We start from the raw sequence: 16,536 nt of genomic DNA on the forward strand, positions 1-16,536 counted from the left end.
CACGAATCCAAAGCAGCCGATTTACTCTTCTTGGTAATTGTGGCCCTTCCTTTTCGTACTAATTGTGAAATTGTTGGCATAAAATCGCTTGATAAAAAAATATACCCCTGTTTAAGGGCTGGCAAATGTAGCAATTATTTCCTGTAATTCAAATCCCTGACATTTAATTTTAAGGCATTTTTATCCCCGCAACCCTTCATCCCCGGACCGACCCCTCCGCACACCTGAAACCGCACGCACCCGGATGCCGGTTTTGCCGTTCGGTTATACCTTAATATATATAGGGGCCCGGTTGTGTCTCCCCAACACTTCCACATGAGTTGCGGGGAAGCAATCGCGTGTCACTGGCCGGGAACAGGCCGCCTGCTCCAGCTGCCGCCCCCGGTCTTGTGAAGGCGCGACGAAAAGCCGGGGTCGAAAATGACGCTCGTTACCGGAAAGACTTAAAGTGAACGTTCGGCAGCAGGCAGCAGTCATTTTATCTTTTTCGCAACCAGGCGGGGTCAAAAATACGCATCTGACAAATGGGAAAGGCCTAAAATTTTGACTACGAATTATCCCGGCAGCGCTTAAAGTTTTATTAAAATAAGTTTGGATTATTAACACAGAATTAAGATTTTCGCACTTAGCTAATTCAAATAATTAAAAAATGAGAACAAAATTAAATGGAATCCTGACGCTATTTTTAGCGTTGGTTGTGCAGATTTCCTTTGCACAAGAAAAGACGATTTCAGGTACGGTTGCCGACGCAGACGGTCTGCCGCTACCTGGGGTTAACATCCTTGTTCAGGGCAGTACCACGGGTACGCAGACCGACTTCGACGGAAACTACGCCATCCAGGCGAGTGAAGGCGATGTGCTGGTCTTCACCTATCTCGGCATGCGTGCAGAGAACCGTACCGTGGGCGCCGGGAACACCATTAACGTTCAGATGGCAGAGGACGCCCAGGCCCTGGAAGAGGTGGTTGTAACCGCCCAGGGTATCAAGCGGGAAAAGAAAGCGCTTGGTTATGCGGTCTCCTCGGTAGACGAGGACCAACTGGAAAACCGGACGGAAGGTGATGTGGGCCGTATCCTCAGGGGTAAGGCTTCCGGTGTGAATATTACCCAGCAAAGTGGTATTTCAGGTTCTGCGACCAATATCGTTATCCGGGGGTATCAATCCTTCAGCCAGGACAACCAGCCGCTCTTTATCGTGGACGGGGTGCCTTTCAGTAGCGACACCAACGCCCAGGGTAGCTTTGTGGACGGGAACAACGGTTCCTCCCGTTTCCTGGACCTGGACCCGAACAACATCGAAAGCGTCAACGTACTGAAGGGGCTCTCTGCAGCTACCCTGTACGGGGAGCAAGGTAAGAACGGGGTTATCCTGATCACCACCAAGAACGGTGCTGTGGGCGGGCAACCCAAGAAGTCGGAAATCACGGTTTCCTCTTCGATCTTCTTTAACAAGATCGCCTCCACCCCGGACTACACCATGAAGTACGGGAATGGGTTTGACCAGGCATTCGGCTGGTTCTTCTCCAACTGGGGTCCTTCCTTTGAGCGCGAAGGCCGCGCCGGATGGGGGAACTTTTCAAACTTCCCGTCAGTTTACGACATTCGTAACGACGGGACCATCCTCCACCCCTTCTCCACTGCGGGTGCCTCTACGGGCATCCCTGCAGCCTTCCCGGAATTCCAGGGACGCCGCTACGAGTGGAAGCCCTACGCCAGTGTGCCGAACTTCTTCCGCACGGGAACAGTTTCCAATCTCTCGGTAAACGCCAACGGCTCATCCGACGACGGAACACTGAGCTACAACGCGAGCTTCGGTCACCTGGAAGACGAAGGATTTACCCGCGGCAACACGCTGAACCGGAATACTCTCGGTCTCGGTGGGCGCGCGGTGCTCAGCAATAAATTCACCATCAACGGGACGATGAACTATTCCCGTACCGATTTCAAATCGCCTCCTGTAGCTCTCGGAGACGGTAACCAGGTAATCGGTAGCGGTGCTTCTGTATTTAGTAACGTATTCTTTACGCCGCGTTCGGTAGACCTGATGAACATCCCGTTCCAGAACCCGATCACCGGAGGAAGCGTTTACTACCGTCAGAACAACAGTATCCAACACCCGCTTTGGACAGTGAACAACGCCTTTACGCGTCAGCTGACCAACCGGGCCTTTGGTAACATCTCAGCCCAATACGATATCAACGACAACCTGAACCTGCTCTACCGCTTTGGTTACGACGTGTACAACGAGCGTAACCTGAACGCTCAGAACAAAGGAGGTATCGGGGTGTCTACCCAATATATCAGCGGGGTTTACCAGACCTGGGACAACAACAACACCATCTGGAACCACGATGTGATCCTGAACGGATCCTATGACCTCTCCGAAAAACTGGACCTGACGTTTAACGTCGGTGGGCAGTCGCGACTGACGCATTTCGACCAACAGGGGGTTGCCAGTAGCGGCCAGAACGTCTTCGGCGTCCTCCGTCACTTCAACTTCGACCTGCAGGATGAAATCCAATTTACGCAGCAGCGGAACATCGTCGGTCTGTACGGCCAGGTAGACTTTGGCTACGACAGCTGGCTCTACCTGACGCTGAATGCGCGGAACGACTGGGTTTCCAACCAGTCGGTGGACAACCGCTCCCTCCTCTACAAAGGTGGTAGCTTCTCCTTTATCCCGACTTCGGCCTTTGACGGCCTGTCGAGCCCGGGAGGGATCAACTACCTGAAGATCCGGGGTGGTTACGGGGAATCTGCCGGTTTTGCAACCGGGTATCCGACTTCTGTCGACCTGTTCCTGAACACGCAGAACTTCGTTGACCAGGATGGTGCCTTTGTGGTTTCCAACACGGTATCCAACACCCTGGCCAACCCGAATATCAAGCCCGAGCGTTACGCCGAGTACGAATTAGGTTTGGAAGGGCGTTTCTTTAACTTCCTGACGCTGGATGTTTCCGCCTACAAGCGATTCACCAACGACCTGATCGTCAACCGTCCCCTGGGGCCGGCTACCGGTGGTACCACCATCCAGACGAACGTCGGGGAAATCGAAGGTGAAGGACTTGAGATTGACCTGGGAGCAGCCCTGGTTCAAACTGAGGATTTCAGCTGGAACGTAAATGCCAATTTCAACACGAACCAGTCTACAGTTACTGATCTGGGAGAAGACACCGATATCATCGTGTACGCCGGTTTCACCAACCTGGGGAACGCCGCCATTGAAGGCGAGCAACTCGGGGTGATTGTCGGTAGCCGCATCCAGCGGAACGAGAACGGCGAGTTTGTTGTGGATAGTAACGGAAACTACATTTCGGAAGAAGTAGATGAAAACGGTCGTCTGCCCGTCATCGGGAACCCGACTCCGGATTTCATCCTCAACGTAGGCAGTGACCTGAATTACAAAGGCTTCAACCTGAGCTTCCTGTTCAACCACCAGCAAGGTGGGGACATCTACTCCCAAACCGTAGCCACGCTACTCGGACGGGGGCTGATTGCCGATACGGACAACCGGGAAGCCACGTTCATCCTGCCGGGTGTAAGCACCGACGGCAGCCCGAACACCGTAGCCATCAACAACTCTGCTTATTACTTTAGCAACGTGCTTTTCGGACCTTCCGAGCTGCAGATTTACGATGCTACCACGCTCCGTCTCCAGGAGGTATCCCTCGGATACAGTGTGCCGAGCAAATACCTGGACAAAACGCCGTTTGGAAGCCTTTCCTTTACCGTTTCAGGATTTAACCTGTGGTATAAGGCCTTCAATGTGCCGGAAAGCTCCAATTTCGATCCCAACGTAGCGGGTATCGGAGTAGGAAATGGCCAGGGATTCGATTACCTGAACGGACCGAGCTCCAAGCGTTACGGATTCAGCATCAAAGCCAGTTTCTAAAAAAAAATATAGCAATAGATTATGAAAAAAGTATTAAAAATAGCGAGTTTCATCCTGGCTGCCGGAGCGTTGACGTTCCAGTCATGTGAAACCACGGAATTGGATCTTCGGAACAATCCGAATGCACTCTCCCCGGAAAGTGCCTCTCCAGATTTCCTATTGAACAGCATCCAGCGGGAATTTATCCGTACGGTACAGACCGTAGGGACCCGGAACGCTGAGTTTGCACGAATCGAATATATGTTTGGCCGCCAGTACCGGACCGTTTACGACCCGGGCGACTTCAACGTCCAGTGGACCGACGTATATACCGAACAATTGACAGATACCTATGCCCTGTACGGCATTGCCGATACGGACGACCTGCCCTTCCATAAAGGAATGGGGCAGTTCATGGAGGCTTTCTCCATGACCATGCTGGTCGACAACTTCGGGGATGTTCCCTATTCCGAGGCTAACCAGGGCGCGGATAATTTCAACCCTAGCGCCGATTCAGGCGCGGCCATTTACGCGGCCATGCTGGACCTGTTGGATGAGGCGATTGCCAATTTCAACGCAGGTGGAGTTGCCCCCGGCACGGATTACTTCTTTAACGGGGATGCCGATGCCTGGGTAAAGGCCTGTAACACCTTAAAGCTGAAGTTACTGGTCAACACCCGCCTGGTAGATGCCAGCGCAGTGAGCCAGTTTAACAGCATCATCAGCAGCGGCAACTACATTTCCTCTATCGAAGACGACATGCAGTTCCAGTGGGGCACGCAGGAGGTACAGCCGGATACACGGCACCCGCAGTACGCCGGGGACTATACGCCTTCCGGGGCCAATGATTATCGTTCCAACCACCTCATGCAGTACATGATGGATATGGACGACCCGCGGATGCGTTACTACTTTTACCGCCAGAATGCTGAAACCCCGGGTGCTCCCGGTGTTCCACCGAACCTTGAGACCATTGAGTGTTCCCTGCAATCACCTCCCGTACACTACAACGGCTTTCCGTTCTGTAGCCTGGAGAACGGCTACTGGGGCCGCGACCACGGTAGCGACGAAGGGATTCCGCCGGATGGTTTCCTGCGGTCTATCATCGGAGTGTATCCTGCCGGAGGGAAGTTTGACGACGACACCTTCGAAGGCCAGGTACTCGGAGATGGTGGCGGCGGAGCCGGTATTACTCCTGTACTCCTCGCGTCTACTGTAGATTTCTGGGAAGCCGAAATCGCCCTGGTTAGCGGCAACACGCCCGCAGCCCGCCAGCATCTGCTGGACGGCCTTGCCAAGAGCGTAGAGAAAGTGAGCAGCTTCGGATCTGTCGATCCGACCGCCGACCTTTCATTCGAGCCCAGCGATGCGGATATCGCCTCCCACGCAACAGCGGTTGGGGACGCTTTTGACGCTGACAGCGAAGGCGGGTGGAATGTCCTGGCTCAGGAATTCTACGTAGCCCAGTACGGTAACGGAATGGATGCCTTTAACTTCTACCGGAGGACCGGATATCCGGATAACCTCCAGCCGAATATCGACCCGAGCCCGGGGAACCTGGTTCGCTCGTTCTTCTATCCGTCTACAGAGGCCAACAACAACTCGTCTATCACTCAAAAAGGAGATCACACGCAGCAAGTCTTCTGGGACAACAACCCGGCAGGACCGAGCTTCCCGTTCTCTAACTAATAAAACTCCGAAGTAAGATGAAAAAGATTTTAAATATCAAATACTTAGCCTTGGCGTTGACTCTCGCTTTCTTTAGTTGCGAGAGCGATGATAAGGTGATCGATCAAGTTTTCGACGGAGTGGATACCGAAACTCCATTCCTCCGGATCCTAAACCAGTCGGGTTCGAATCTGGATATATTCAATACCAGTTCGATGCACACCTGGGAACTGGAATACCAACTCGTTCCCAACGACCCGTCCCTGGATAAACTGCAAAGCGTGGACTTTCAGGTATCATTTATTGATAACAATGACGAGGATGGTGTAGACCGCTCTGCGGGCCCCGCTGCTTTTGGCTCCCTGGGGCCGGCAGACTTCGATACCGAAGGGGACTATGGCAACATGAAAGCTTCATTCAGCTATTCCCTGCAGGAAGCCATGGACGCCGTTGGCGTTACGATCGACGACCTCTCCGGAGGGGACAATTTCCTGGTAACCTGGGAATTGACCACCACGGATGGAGATGTAATCGGCCCGGATGATGTGAGCGGGGACGTTGCAGCTGTTGGGGGATACTATTCTTCCCAATACCAGCTGATTGCCTCCCTGGTTTGCGACTTTGACCAGCCGGACTTCTTTACAGGTGATTACCTGTTGGAGCAGCTCGACCTGGGTGCTGACCCGTTCTTCCCCTCTTTCGGGGATACTTTCGCCACCCAAACGGTTACGCTCAGTGGCAGTGGAACAAGCCGTACGTTCGATTTCACGTATTACCCGGCGTCCTTCGCCATCGGTAGTACGATGACCCTGAACTTTGTTTGTGACCGCGTATTTATCAGCGGTGCGAATATCGGGTTATCTTGTGATGGTGGAGCTACTCCGATTAGCCAGTCGAACAGTGATGCTACCATCACCTTCTTCGACAACACGGATTTTACCAGTGACGAGATCATCCTCTATGTAGAGGACTTTGATCCCGACGGAGGATGTGACACCGGCACTTACGATGTTCGTTTGCGTCTGACCAAACTGTAGATCAGTTTACTTAAATTGTAAAGACCGCCTCTCGGGGCGGTCTTTTTTTTGTATTTCCTCAAAAAACAGGCGTTCAAATTTCATAAAATCATATGAGTATCGCTTTGAATTACCGGGTGTCTAAAGGTTTTGTTAATATGTCGAATGAAACTCAGGAAGCCCTTTAATTTTGTTATATTTCGCAAAATTTTTGAGATGTTTAAAAATATAATGATAGTCCTTTTGTCCGTGGCCGCGTCCGGCACCCTTTCCGCCCAGGCCAACCGGCAATTGCGCAACAATGGCATGAGTGCCGCAACCGGGAATTTCTTCTCTGAAATGCGCAAGAAGAAAGATGCGCAGTCTTCCATTACGGAAACCGTGGGCACCCCGTATATCGAAGAGAGTTTCAAACCCTGCGAGGTGTATTACGGGGACGAACTGGTAGGAAAGTTTTTCTACCGCCACAATGCTTTCAATGACGAAATCGAGATTAAGGACTCCCAGGTTCCCGGGGAAGAGGTTACTTCTCTGGCAACTATGCGGGAGCTTCGGCTGGTGGATTTGGTAAGCGGCAATGAGCTCTCCCTGATGACCTATGAGAATAAGGATGAACAAATGCGGAACGGGTATCTCTACGAACTGAAGGATGGGGAAAAATACCACCTGCTTTTCAAAAAGAACGTTAAGTTCACCGAGGGGACCAAACCGGCCAACCCGCTGCTCCGCCCCACCCCGAACAAGTTTTCGAAGTTTGTAGAGTACTACTACTTCACGGACGACAGCAAGGTTGCCCATTATGTGCCGACGCGCAAGGGTAAATTCCTACGCTCCTTCTCCGATAAGGAGATTCAGGAAAAACTCAAGGAATTTATCAAGGAGGAGGACATCAACCTGAACCGGGAGGAAGACCTTGTACGGGTTTTCAAGTTCCTGGACCAGCAGGCCTGATCCCAATTAAATATTCCCAAAAACCATCTGCCCGGGCAGGTGGTTTTTTTTTTACCTTCAATCCATGAAAGAGGAACTCCACATCTTTGGCATACGCGCGGTCCTGGAAGCGCTTGAAGCAGGGAAGACCCCGGAAAAAGTCCTAGTGCGCAAAGATCTTACGGGCAACCTGTTCCGGCAGTTGCAGGAAGCGGCCAAAAAGCATAATATGAGCCTTACGGTGGTTCCGCCAGAGCGGTTCCGGCGCTTTGAATCGCGCAACCACCAGGGGGTGGTGGCCGTGCTCTCCCCGATCACGTACCGGGAACATACGGCCCTGATCGATGAAACACTGGCCCGGGACAAGGCTCCTCTCTTCCTCCTGTTGGACGGTGTATCCGATGTGCGCAACCTCGGCGCAATCATCCGTACGGCTGAATGTGCCGGCGTCAGCGGGCTTTTCCTCCCCGCCAGCGGCAGTGCTCCCGTTTCGGCCGATACGATCAAAACTTCCGCTGGGGCTGCATTTAACCTTCCCATAGCGAGAAGCCCGCACCTGAAAGACGTTGTATACTACCTCCAGGCCTCCGGGGTGCGCCTGGTGGCTGCCACCGAAAAAGCAGAAAGCACACTCTACGAGGCGGACCTTACCGGGCCCCTGGCCGTGATCATGGGATCTGAGGACCGGGGCATCCACCCTTCGCTCCTGAAGCTCTGCGACATCCGGGCCCGGTTACCCATGCGGGGGAGCATTGAGTCCCTGAACGTCTCGGTGGCCTGCGGGGTTTTCCTCTTCGAAGCCCAGCGACAACGGGGGTAAGCGATCAGCATTTAACCATTTTTTTTGCGAAACCGGCAAGCCCGGAACCGGGAGCCGGCACCAATGATTCATCCCGACTTTACGGCATTTCTTTGATTTCCGGATTTTATTTGCTTTTCGGGTTTTCCGCACCATCCGGTTTATCCTGTCCATCCGGTTTATCCGGGCCATCCGGTTTATAGTGGTATCGGTAGGTGACGGTTGCCCGTCCCGGGGATCGACGGCTTCCGGGATTTGCAGGGGGTGCGGGGACTTTGGGGGTATCCGGGCCTGAGGCGTACGGGCCTGAGGCATCCGGGCCGGCGATGTCTGAACTTGGGGAGCCCGGGTCGGGGCTCTCCGGGGATCCAATAAAATTTCCCTCCTGGTCGAATTGCTGCATAAACGGGTCGTCCTCCTCCCGGTAGTCCTCCCGTTCCCAATCGTATTTGGGCGGCACAGGCACCCGGACCCGGAAGAATGCAGCCAGAAGGAACCCCACCAGGGCCCCGCTTAAGTGCCCTTCCCAGGATATCCCCTCCTTGATAGGGAAGACGTACCACAACAAGCTGCCATACAGGAAAACGACCCCAAGCGACAGGGCCACCAACCGGTAATGCCGGGTAAAAACCCCCTTGAAGAAAATAAAGCTCGCCAACAAGTAGATAATGCCACTGGCCCCGATGTGATAGGACGGCCTGCCGATGCACCAGGTGAGCAACCCGGTCAGTAACGCGCCGAGGATGAGCGTCCGCCAGGCGATGGGACGGTAAAAATAAAACAGGGTCGCTGTCAGGATGCCCAGGGGGAGCGTGTTGTTGTACAGGTGATCCAGGGATCCGTGGATCCAGGGGCTCGCCAGGACGCCCCGCAAACCCGTCAGGGTCCTCGGGTATATGCCCCAGGTATTCAGGTTCAACCCCAGGCGCAATTCCAGCAGGTATACGCTCCAGATAGCCAGGACCAGGACCATGGGCACGGCCAGGACCCAGGTGGAGTACCGGAAATGTTGCTCGTCGGACATAGGCTGCCAAGTTACTAAAATCCCCGGCCCCGGCAGGAAAACAGCAGGATCATCCCACGAGGCTTTCCTGTTAATTATAGTATTTTTGAATTATGAACGAACCCCTTGCCGAACGCGTCCGGCCGCGAAAACTCTCCGAATACCTGAGCCAAACCCACCTGGTGGGGCCCCAGGGCGCCCTCACCCGGCAAATCGCAAACGGTACGGTGCCCTCGATGATCTTCTGGGGCCCGCCCGGTACGGGCAAAACCACGCTGGCCCATATCATTGCCGAGGAAAGCGGCCGGCCCTTCTTCACCCTGTCCGCTATCAACAGCGGGGTAAAGGATGTCCGGGAAGTCATCGAAAAAGCCCGCCAGGGGGGTGGCTTGTTTACCACGCGCAACCCGATCCTCTTTATTGATGAAATTCATCGCTTCAGCAAATCCCAGCAGGATTCCCTCCTGGCCGCTGTGGAAAAAGGCTGGGTCACGTTAATCGGCGCTACCACGGAAAACCCGAGCTTCGAGGTAATCCCCGCACTGCTCTCCCGCTGCCAGGTATATACGCTGGAATCGTTTGGAAAGGAAGACCTGCTAAAACTCCTGGAGCGGGCCATGGCCAGCGATACCCAGCTCCGGTCCCGGGAAATTAAATTGGAGGAAACCGATGCGCTCCTCAGGCTTTCCGGGGGAGATGGCCGTAAGCTCCTGAATATTTTTGAACTCGTCGTTTCGGCTTCCCCGGAAGACCCGGTGCGCATTACAGACAAAATGGTGACCGACCTGGTGCAGAACCAGCCCGCGCGATACGATAAAACAGGCGAGCAGCACTACGATATCATCTCGGCATTTATCAAGTCCATCCGGGGCAGCGACCCGAATGCAGCTGTGTACTGGCTGGCCCGTATGGTTGCCGGTGGCGAGGACGTAAAGTTCATTGCCAGGCGCATGGTCATTGCCGCTTCCGAAGACATCGGCCTGGCCAATCCCACGGCACTGGTCATGGCCAATACCACCTTCCAGGCGGTGCAGGCAATCGGGTATCCGGAAGCCCGGATTATCCTGAGCCAGTGTGCCGTTTACCTGGCCACCTCCCCCAAGAGCAACAGCACGTATGCCGCCATCAACAAGGCCATGGGCGCGGTTGAAAAAAGCGGGGACCTGCCGGTGCCCCTGCCGCTGCGAAACGCCCCCACCAAACTGATGAAAGAACTGGGCTATGGGACGCACTACCAGTACGCCCACGACCAACCCGGGAATTTTGCCGAAATGGAATTCCTCCCGGAGGCCCTGTCAGGCACGGGATTCTACACTCCGGGTAAGAATGCACGGGAAGCTGCCCTGGTGGAATTTTTAAAATCCCGCTGGAAGGATAAATACGATTTTGAAGGGTGATACCCCCCGGGGGGATTTCGCCCAATTGTCCCCGCCTGGAATTTTACGGCACCTGCATCTGTCTGCGGACCTGCATTAAAATTTAATCCGAATCCGCTCCGTCCGCAGTTTGCCCGCGTCGTAAAACTCGTGGATCCAGAAATCGTCCTGTTGGTACAACATCCCCCGGGTTTCGCCGTCCACCACAACGATGTACCGGTCGGCCTGGGAGGTTTTCATCAGTTTCATTCGAATCTTAGGGGTACTGTCTACCAACTGGAAGCCATTTTCGATTTCCTGGGCATATAACAATTCGCCGGAATCCGGGGCCGGGGAGCCGGAATCCGTTGCATGGGAGCCGGAATCCGTAGCTTGGGAGCTGGCACCCGATACACGGGGTTCGGTATCAGCCCCGCTGCCACCGGGGTCCGCTGTATCCGGCCGGGAAGCGGCGGGCACATTGCCGGAAACCGGGCTCTCCGGGCGCTGGGGGATCGCCTCTCGGGCGGCTTCAAGGCCACGGGCAGACTCCTCCCGGGTCAGCTGGCCCCCAGGAGGCTGATTTACGGATGCAGCCTGATTACCAATGGATTCCGAAGCCGTGCCGGCCATATCATCCCCGGGAGTATAGGAGTACCCCATCCCCGCCAGGGACTGAAAGGCTTCGGCTATTGCCCCTTTGTAGGCGTCCGCATAATCCTTCTCCTTGCTGGTTCCCTCCATGGTTTCAAAAACCACCTCGCCCTGGCAGTCCACAAACTGCAATGCGACGCGGGTCATAAACATACCCGAATCGTCCCGAAGCTTCACATAGGCAGCCTGGCAGGGGTCTATCCGGAGCTCCGTCGGCTGTTGCGTATCGTATACGGCCGGGAAACCGTTTTCTGTCAGGTAATACTTAACAATCGTGCTGGTCTGGTGCTGGTTCACCTTTTTAAACGCTTCAAAGTGCGTGGGCACCACGATGTATTTGTAGGGGTTCAACTGGCCACGGCCGCTAAAAACACAGCAGCTAAAAAACAGCAACACACTAATCCTCAGTAACATAGTAGATTAATCTCTTAGAACTCCAAGATAGGATTTTTAATCCGAACTGGAAAGGTAGCAGGCGGTCCGGGCACCGGGTCCTTACCCACACGCCCCCCTTACGGGGACCTGGCGGTTACAGGAGGGATTTTAGTTCCTCAAGGCCGTAAATCACCGGGCCTGCGGTATCCGCCGGCTCCGGGTGGACATGGAAATGAACCGTCTGCAGACCTGCAGAGCGGGCACCCAGGACATCCGCCTCCAGGCTATCCCCTACCATCACCGACCGACTGGCTGGGACGCCCGCCAATTCCGTGGCAAGGTGGAAGATCCGGGGATCGGGCTTTTTGACCCCGGCCCGTTCCGAATGGACAATTTCGGAGAAATAACTGTCAATCCGGCTATTGCGCAACTTGCGATACTGCACCTCCCCGAAACCGTTCGTGATGATATGCAACCGGTATTTTCCGGACAGGTAGCCCAGGATGTCCGCAGCACCCGGGACCAGGTGCGTCTGTAAACACAACTGGTCGATGTACGCCTGGGCCAACTGGTTAATCTGCCGGTCGTCCAGGCGGAGATCCAGCCGGTCGAAAACGATGCGGAGGCGCCGGTACCGCAATTCTTCCGCCTGAATCCTGCCTTCCCGATACTCCTTCCAGAGTTGCAGGTTCAGCGGAATATAAACCTGCAGGAACCGGGAAACATCCACCGGCAGGCCGGCTTCCCTGAAAATATTGCGGTAGGTGACTTCCGAATTCCGCTCAAAGTCCCAGAGGGTGTGGTCCAGGTCAAAAAAGATATCGGTGACGGGGTGATCGATCATGGTTGGGATTGGGGATTCTATCAGGCTGTTAAAGGTTATCAGGCTGTTGAAGGTTACTTGTGATACTTGGCAACTACCTGTTCGTAGAGTTCCAGCCAGCCCTTGGTCTGGTATCCGCCCAGGAGTTCATTGGAAAAGATACAGCCAAAATACCCGTTGACCTCTTTCAAAGTAGCGTAAAGCTCGTCCAAAGCCTCCCAGAGCGCCTTCCTGTTGGCAAAGGCCAATAGGGAATAATCGTGAAAGGCAAAGGGGAAGATCTTGATGGGCTGCTGCGTTTCCAGGTTGATGTCGTAGAAATAGAAGGGGGTACAGGTGCTGGCCCTGAACCCGATCCGGTGCGTGTACCCCATGGTGTAGTCTTCGGTGAATTCGGCTTCGATCAGGTCGCGGTACGTCTGGGGGATGTCCACCCGGTTGTAGCGCAGGCGCGAATAGTTCACCGGGCGGTTCAGCACGTCGGACAACCGCCTTTTTTCCTCCTTGAGCACCTCCAGGTTCCCCGAGGCCGTATAGGAGGCTGCCAGGGAGACCACCGAGTAGTCCGCCACCGATTTGATCAGGTGCCGGAACCGGTTGTTGTACGGGGATACATTCTTATCATAGGTGGAATACTCGGCAAACTGGAAGAAGAATTTGGCCGCCACCGGAAACTTCTTATGAATATCTATCAGCGCATCGTAGTTGTCGTACGGGTCCCGGGAAGGGTCGAACCAAACCCGGACGCGGTCCCAGGTCCTGCGGAATTTCAGCCGGGAAAGGTCTAGCAGGAACCCGCCCAGGCTCCTGAAGAAGCCCCGTCGCGCGTAGCAGTGAGACGTGGTCACGTCGATGACGGGCCGGAATGTATAGGCCGGTGGAGCTGCCTGGAGTTCCGGGAACCGGTCCTTCAGGAGGCCGAGGAGTTTGTACGCCCAAAGGTCGATCAGGGGCAGGTGGAGGAAATCGTGTTCAAACGCCAGGCTCTCCCTGGGTGGGAAACGGCCGTGCATATCCCGGACGTGCGGCAGGTATTCCTCATACCGGCTGATCAGGTAGAACGAAGCCGCCAGGATGTCATAGGGGATGTTGGATCGGTCCCCGGTGCGGAAAAAACAGGGCAACCCGTCCCACTGGCCCATCTGGACGGGGATGGTATCCACCCCCTGCTGAAAGAGCAGGTCGTGGCTGCGGATAAAAAATTCATTTTGCAGCGGCTGGCGCGTATAGGTGATTTTAGGGCCCTTGTGACCGATAAAATCTTCCACCTTACTGCTAAAGCGTACTTCAATCCCGAGGATCCTGGTAAAGAGCTGCCGGGCCGTATACGTAAAACGCGGGCTTATCTTATGGGTATAGATCAGAAGTTCTGTCAATGCCTAAAGTAATTGTTCGTCTGCAAAGCTAAAATACGCCGTTCCTCCGAGTATCAGGTGATCGAGCACCCGGATATCCATGGAACGGGCCGCTTTTTCAATTTTACGGGTAATCTGCCGGTCCGCTTTACTCGGCTGCAGGTTCCCCGATGGGTGGTTATGGGCCAGAACCAGGGACACGGCGTGTAACTCCAGGGCTTTACGCAGCAACAGCCGAACGTCTACGAGGGTCCCCGTCAGCCCGCCTTTGCTCAACTGGAACCGGCTGAGGACCCCGTTTGCATTGTTCAGGTAAAGCACCCAGAATTCTTCGTGGTCCAGGCGGGCAAGCACCGGCTGGAGCATCCGGAATGCATCCGCGCTTTCGCGGATCCGGATACGCTTGAGCCCCGGGCCGTTTGCCAACCTCCTGGCCACCTCCAGGGCAGCGGCAATCGCGGCGGCTTTCGCCGGCCCCACCCCGGAAAAGGAGCGCAGCCCTTCCACAGATATGCGTTCCAGGCCGCTCAGACTGCCCCCGGCGTTTCCCAGGATACGGCGCGCAAGCGCGAGGGCTGTTTCCCCCCGCGTCCCGGAACCCAACAGCACGGCCAGCAATTCCGCGTCCGACAGGGCGGTTACCCCGGCGTCCAGAAGGCGCTCCCTGGGGCGTTCCCCGGGCGACCAGCAGGGAATGGATTCATTGGGTTTCAGTTCCGGCATATAAAAATAGATAACAATTTGAAAACGCAATCCTCCAGCAGCAGCCGCTGAATTTTGTAACTTTCCGTAAAACTCGAATTGTGAAATCCCTCTTTGACCCGGAAGCCCACAGGGAAATCAAATCCCGCCTGAAACAGCTCAGGGCCGACGACAAGCCGGCCTGGGGTCGTATGAGCGCAGGGCAGATGGTATGGCATTGCCAATTCCCCCTCAAAATAGCCATCAAAAACAAGGACGTCCGGATGCGCACGAACCCCCTACTCCTTTGGTTCTTCAAAAAAAGCCTCTACAACGACCGGTTATGGCGTAAAAACCTGCCAACTGCCCCCGGCGCTAAAGCTACCGAACCCAGGGATTTCGACGCGGAATTTCCGGTACTGATAGACCTGGTGGATGCCTGCCACGCCCTGAAGGACCGCAAAGTGTGGAACCCCCACCCCATGTTCGGCGAACTAACCCCGGAACAATGGGGGAAAATGCAATACAAGCACCTGGACCACCACCTCCGCCAATTTGGGAAATAAGCCCGCACGGAAAAGCCGGTGCGGCCCCTTACCTGAATTTTCCGGCAAGCGCCTCCAGATCCAGCCCCCCGTAATTCCCGCTGCTCATCATGAGCAGGACGGTATCGGAAACCTCCAGGTCCTCCAGCGCCTCCCGTAGCGCGGCCGTTTCTGTATATACCTCCAGATGCTGCAGATTAAAAGCACGTTGGATATCCTCCGGGCTGATTTCCTCCAAACCCTTGATCTTTAGCGCTTCGGGGGTGTAGAACACCAGGGCGCGGTCTGCGGCATCCAGGCTTCCCCTGTAGTCGGACAGGAAGTCCGCGTTCAGGCTGCTGTAGGTGTGCAATTCCAGGCAGGCGACGAGCTTTTTCCCGGGGTATTGCTCCCGGACCGCCCGGGTAGTGGCATGCGCCTTACTGGGCGAATGCGCAAAATCCTTGAACAGGTATCCCGAATCATTCCCCGCCAGTAATTCGAGGCGGCGCGCAGCCCCCTTAAAGGTTGCCATGGCTTCGTAGAACTCCGTGGCATCCACCCCCATTTGCTGGCAGATCCACTGGGCACCTGCCATATTGTTCAGGTTGTGCCGGCCAAACACCTTCAGCGGCATCATGCCTTCCGGGGTGTCCAGGTAGGTTACCCCGTCCCGGATTTCATAATCCGGCGTGGCATAGGGAAACTTGCGGATCGGCGCCTGAAGGCCCTCCACAAGCGCCTTCACCTCGGGGTCTTCCGTGTTGTAGGTAATGCTGCCGCCGGGGACAATCCCCTCCAGGAATATCCGGAACTGCTCCAGGTAGTTTTCAAAGGTGGGGAACACGTTGATATGGTCCCAGGCAATCCCGCTTAGCAGCGCAATGTTCGGTTGATACAAATGGAATTTCGGCCTCCGGTCGATGGCGGACGAGAGATACTCATCCCCTTCCAGGACCATAAACTCATTCTCCCCGGTGAGGTGGACCATCCGGTCGAAACCCTCGAGTTGCGCCCCCACCATGTAATCCGCGGGTTTGTCCCAGTAGCTGAGTACGTGCAGGATCATGGAAGTGATCGTCGTCTTCCCGTGGCTGCCCCCGATAACCACGCGGGTCTTGTCTTTGGCCTGTTCGTACAGGAATTCCGGATAGGAGTAGATGGGCACCCCGAGTTCCCGGGCCCGGGCCAGTTCCGGGTTGTCGGCCCGCGCATGCATCCCGAGGATCACCGCGTCCAGGCCGCTGTGGATTTTATCCGGGAACCACCCAAAGGTGTCCGGGAGCAACCCGGCTTTTTGCAAACGGGTTTTGGAAGGTTCAAAAATGACGTCGTCGCTCCCGCTGATTCGGTGTCCCTTGTCGTGGAGCGCGAGCGCCAGGTTGTGCATGGCACTTCCGCCTATGGCGATAAAATGGATGTTCATACCTATTGGATAGCTGCCGCCAAAGATACGCAATGCACATGGGTTGGCCAGCCCGG

13 protein-coding genes and 1 pseudogene are annotated in these 16,536 nt (G+C 55.1%); 7 read left to right on the top strand and 7 right to left on the bottom strand.

The features are described from left to right. Positions 1-80: pseudogene (locus tag AC3DKS_RS14460) on the bottom strand (30S ribosomal protein S12); the annotation flags it as partial. A 569-nt stretch (positions 81-649) separates the two neighbouring features. On the opposite strand from AC3DKS_RS14460, the gene AC3DKS_RS14465 reads away from it, so the two are divergent. From AC3DKS_RS14465 to rlmB, 5 genes are all read left to right on the top strand, one after another. Continuing rightward, positions 650-3,892 (top strand): SusC/RagA family TonB-linked outer membrane protein, encoded by a 3,243-nt coding sequence (locus AC3DKS_RS14465; protein WP_041327031.1) that lies wholly within the window; start codon positions 650-652, stop codon positions 3,890-3,892. A gap of 21 nt (positions 3,893-3,913) precedes the next feature. Next, complete coding sequence (locus AC3DKS_RS14470) at positions 3,914-5,560, top strand: SusD/RagB family nutrient-binding outer membrane lipoprotein (protein WP_272608236.1); 1,647 nt, start codon at positions 3,914-3,916, stop codon at positions 5,558-5,560. 17 nt (positions 5,561-5,577) lie between these two features. Then, positions 5,578-6,576 (top strand): hypothetical protein, encoded by a 999-nt coding sequence (locus AC3DKS_RS14475; protein WP_272608234.1) that lies wholly within the window; start codon positions 5,578-5,580, stop codon positions 6,574-6,576. Positions 6,577-6,771: 195 nt separating this feature from the next. Then, positions 6,772-7,506: a hypothetical protein gene (locus tag AC3DKS_RS14480; protein ID WP_148214302.1), complete on the top strand. Its 735-nt coding sequence runs from the start codon at positions 6,772-6,774 to the stop codon at positions 7,504-7,506. A gap of 64 nt (positions 7,507-7,570) precedes the next feature. Next, positions 7,571-8,305: a 23S rRNA (guanosine(2251)-2'-O)-methyltransferase RlmB gene (rlmB, locus tag AC3DKS_RS14485; RefSeq protein ID WP_272608232.1), complete on the top strand. Its 735-nt coding sequence runs from the start codon at positions 7,571-7,573 to the stop codon at positions 8,303-8,305. 106 nt (positions 8,306-8,411) lie between these two features. On the opposite strand, the gene AC3DKS_RS14490 is transcribed toward rlmB, so the two are convergent. Then, a complete protein-coding gene (locus AC3DKS_RS14490; RefSeq protein WP_272608231.1) occupies positions 8,412-9,308 on the bottom strand; it encodes a rhomboid family intramembrane serine protease in 897 nt (298 codons plus the stop codon). 92 nt (positions 9,309-9,400) lie between these two features. On the opposite strand from AC3DKS_RS14490, the gene AC3DKS_RS14495 reads away from it, so the two are divergent. Further along, entirely contained in the window at positions 9,401-10,684 is a 1,284-nt protein-coding gene (locus AC3DKS_RS14495; RefSeq protein WP_272608229.1) for a replication-associated recombination protein A, read from the top strand. A 75-nt stretch (positions 10,685-10,759) separates the two neighbouring features. Here AC3DKS_RS14495 and AC3DKS_RS14500 read toward each other — a convergent pair whose 3' ends face one another. From AC3DKS_RS14500 to radC, 4 genes are all read right to left on the bottom strand, one after another. Next, the gene (locus tag AC3DKS_RS14500; RefSeq protein ID WP_272608227.1) at positions 10,760-11,710 is read right to left on the bottom strand and encodes a hypothetical protein; all 951 of its coding nucleotides are present in this window, start codon (positions 11,708-11,710) and stop codon (positions 10,760-10,762) included. Between the two features lie 115 nt (positions 11,711-11,825). Next, positions 11,826-12,515 (bottom strand): YjjG family noncanonical pyrimidine nucleotidase, encoded by a 690-nt coding sequence (locus AC3DKS_RS14505; RefSeq protein WP_272608225.1) that lies wholly within the window; start codon positions 12,513-12,515, stop codon positions 11,826-11,828. A gap of 53 nt (positions 12,516-12,568) precedes the next feature. After that, the gene (locus AC3DKS_RS14510; protein WP_272608223.1) at positions 12,569-13,870 is read right to left on the bottom strand and encodes a polysaccharide deacetylase family protein; all 1,302 of its coding nucleotides are present in this window, start codon (positions 13,868-13,870) and stop codon (positions 12,569-12,571) included. Between the two features lie 3 nt (positions 13,871-13,873). After that, a complete protein-coding gene (gene radC, locus AC3DKS_RS14515; RefSeq protein WP_041327562.1) occupies positions 13,874-14,572 on the bottom strand; it encodes a RadC family protein in 699 nt (232 codons plus the stop codon). Between the two features lie 80 nt (positions 14,573-14,652). Here radC and AC3DKS_RS14520 point away from each other — a divergent pair, with 80 nt between their 5' ends. Next, positions 14,653-15,096: a DUF1569 domain-containing protein gene (locus AC3DKS_RS14520; protein ID WP_015753938.1), complete on the top strand. Its 444-nt coding sequence runs from the start codon at positions 14,653-14,655 to the stop codon at positions 15,094-15,096. A gap of 28 nt (positions 15,097-15,124) precedes the next feature. Here the strand turns inward: AC3DKS_RS14520 and AC3DKS_RS14525 are convergent, their stop codons facing one another. Beyond that, positions 15,125-16,480, bottom strand: coding sequence for a UDP-N-acetylmuramate--L-alanine ligase (locus tag AC3DKS_RS14525; protein ID WP_272608220.1), 1,356 nt, complete (start codon positions 16,478-16,480; stop codon positions 15,125-15,127). Positions 16,481-16,536: the final 56 nt, after the last annotated feature.

The organism is Robiginitalea sp. (assembly GCF_982776155.1).

Bases quoted from the DNA above. Each gene is read 5' to 3' on its own strand.
- AC3DKS_RS14465 (WP_041327031.1), top strand. From the start codon at position 650: ATGAGAACAAAATTAAATGGAATCCTGACGCTATTTTTAGCGTTGGTT.
- AC3DKS_RS14470 (WP_272608236.1), top strand. From the start codon at position 3,914: ATGAAAAAAGTATTAAAAATAGCGAGTTTCATCCTGGCTGCCGGAGCG.
- AC3DKS_RS14475 (WP_272608234.1), top strand. From the start codon at position 5,578: ATGAAAAAGATTTTAAATATCAAATACTTAGCCTTGGCGTTGACTCTC.
- AC3DKS_RS14480 (WP_148214302.1), top strand. From the start codon at position 6,772: ATGTTTAAAAATATAATGATAGTCCTTTTGTCCGTGGCCGCGTCCGGC.
- rlmB (WP_272608232.1), top strand. From the start codon at position 7,571: ATGAAAGAGGAACTCCACATCTTTGGCATACGCGCGGTCCTGGAAGCG.
- AC3DKS_RS14490 (WP_272608231.1), bottom strand. From the start codon at position 9,308: ATGTCCGACGAGCAACATTTCCGGTACTCCACCTGGGTCCTGGCCGTG.
- AC3DKS_RS14495 (WP_272608229.1), top strand. From the start codon at position 9,401: ATGAACGAACCCCTTGCCGAACGCGTCCGGCCGCGAAAACTCTCCGAA.
- AC3DKS_RS14500 (WP_272608227.1), bottom strand. From the start codon at position 11,710: ATGTTACTGAGGATTAGTGTGTTGCTGTTTTTTAGCTGCTGTGTTTTT.
- AC3DKS_RS14505 (WP_272608225.1), bottom strand. From the start codon at position 12,515: ATGATCGATCACCCCGTCACCGATATCTTTTTTGACCTGGACCACACC.
- radC (WP_041327562.1), bottom strand. From the start codon at position 14,572: ATGCCGGAACTGAAACCCAATGAATCCATTCCCTGCTGGTCGCCCGGG.
- AC3DKS_RS14525 (WP_272608220.1), bottom strand. From the start codon at position 16,480: ATGAACATCCATTTTATCGCCATAGGCGGAAGTGCCATGCACAACCTG.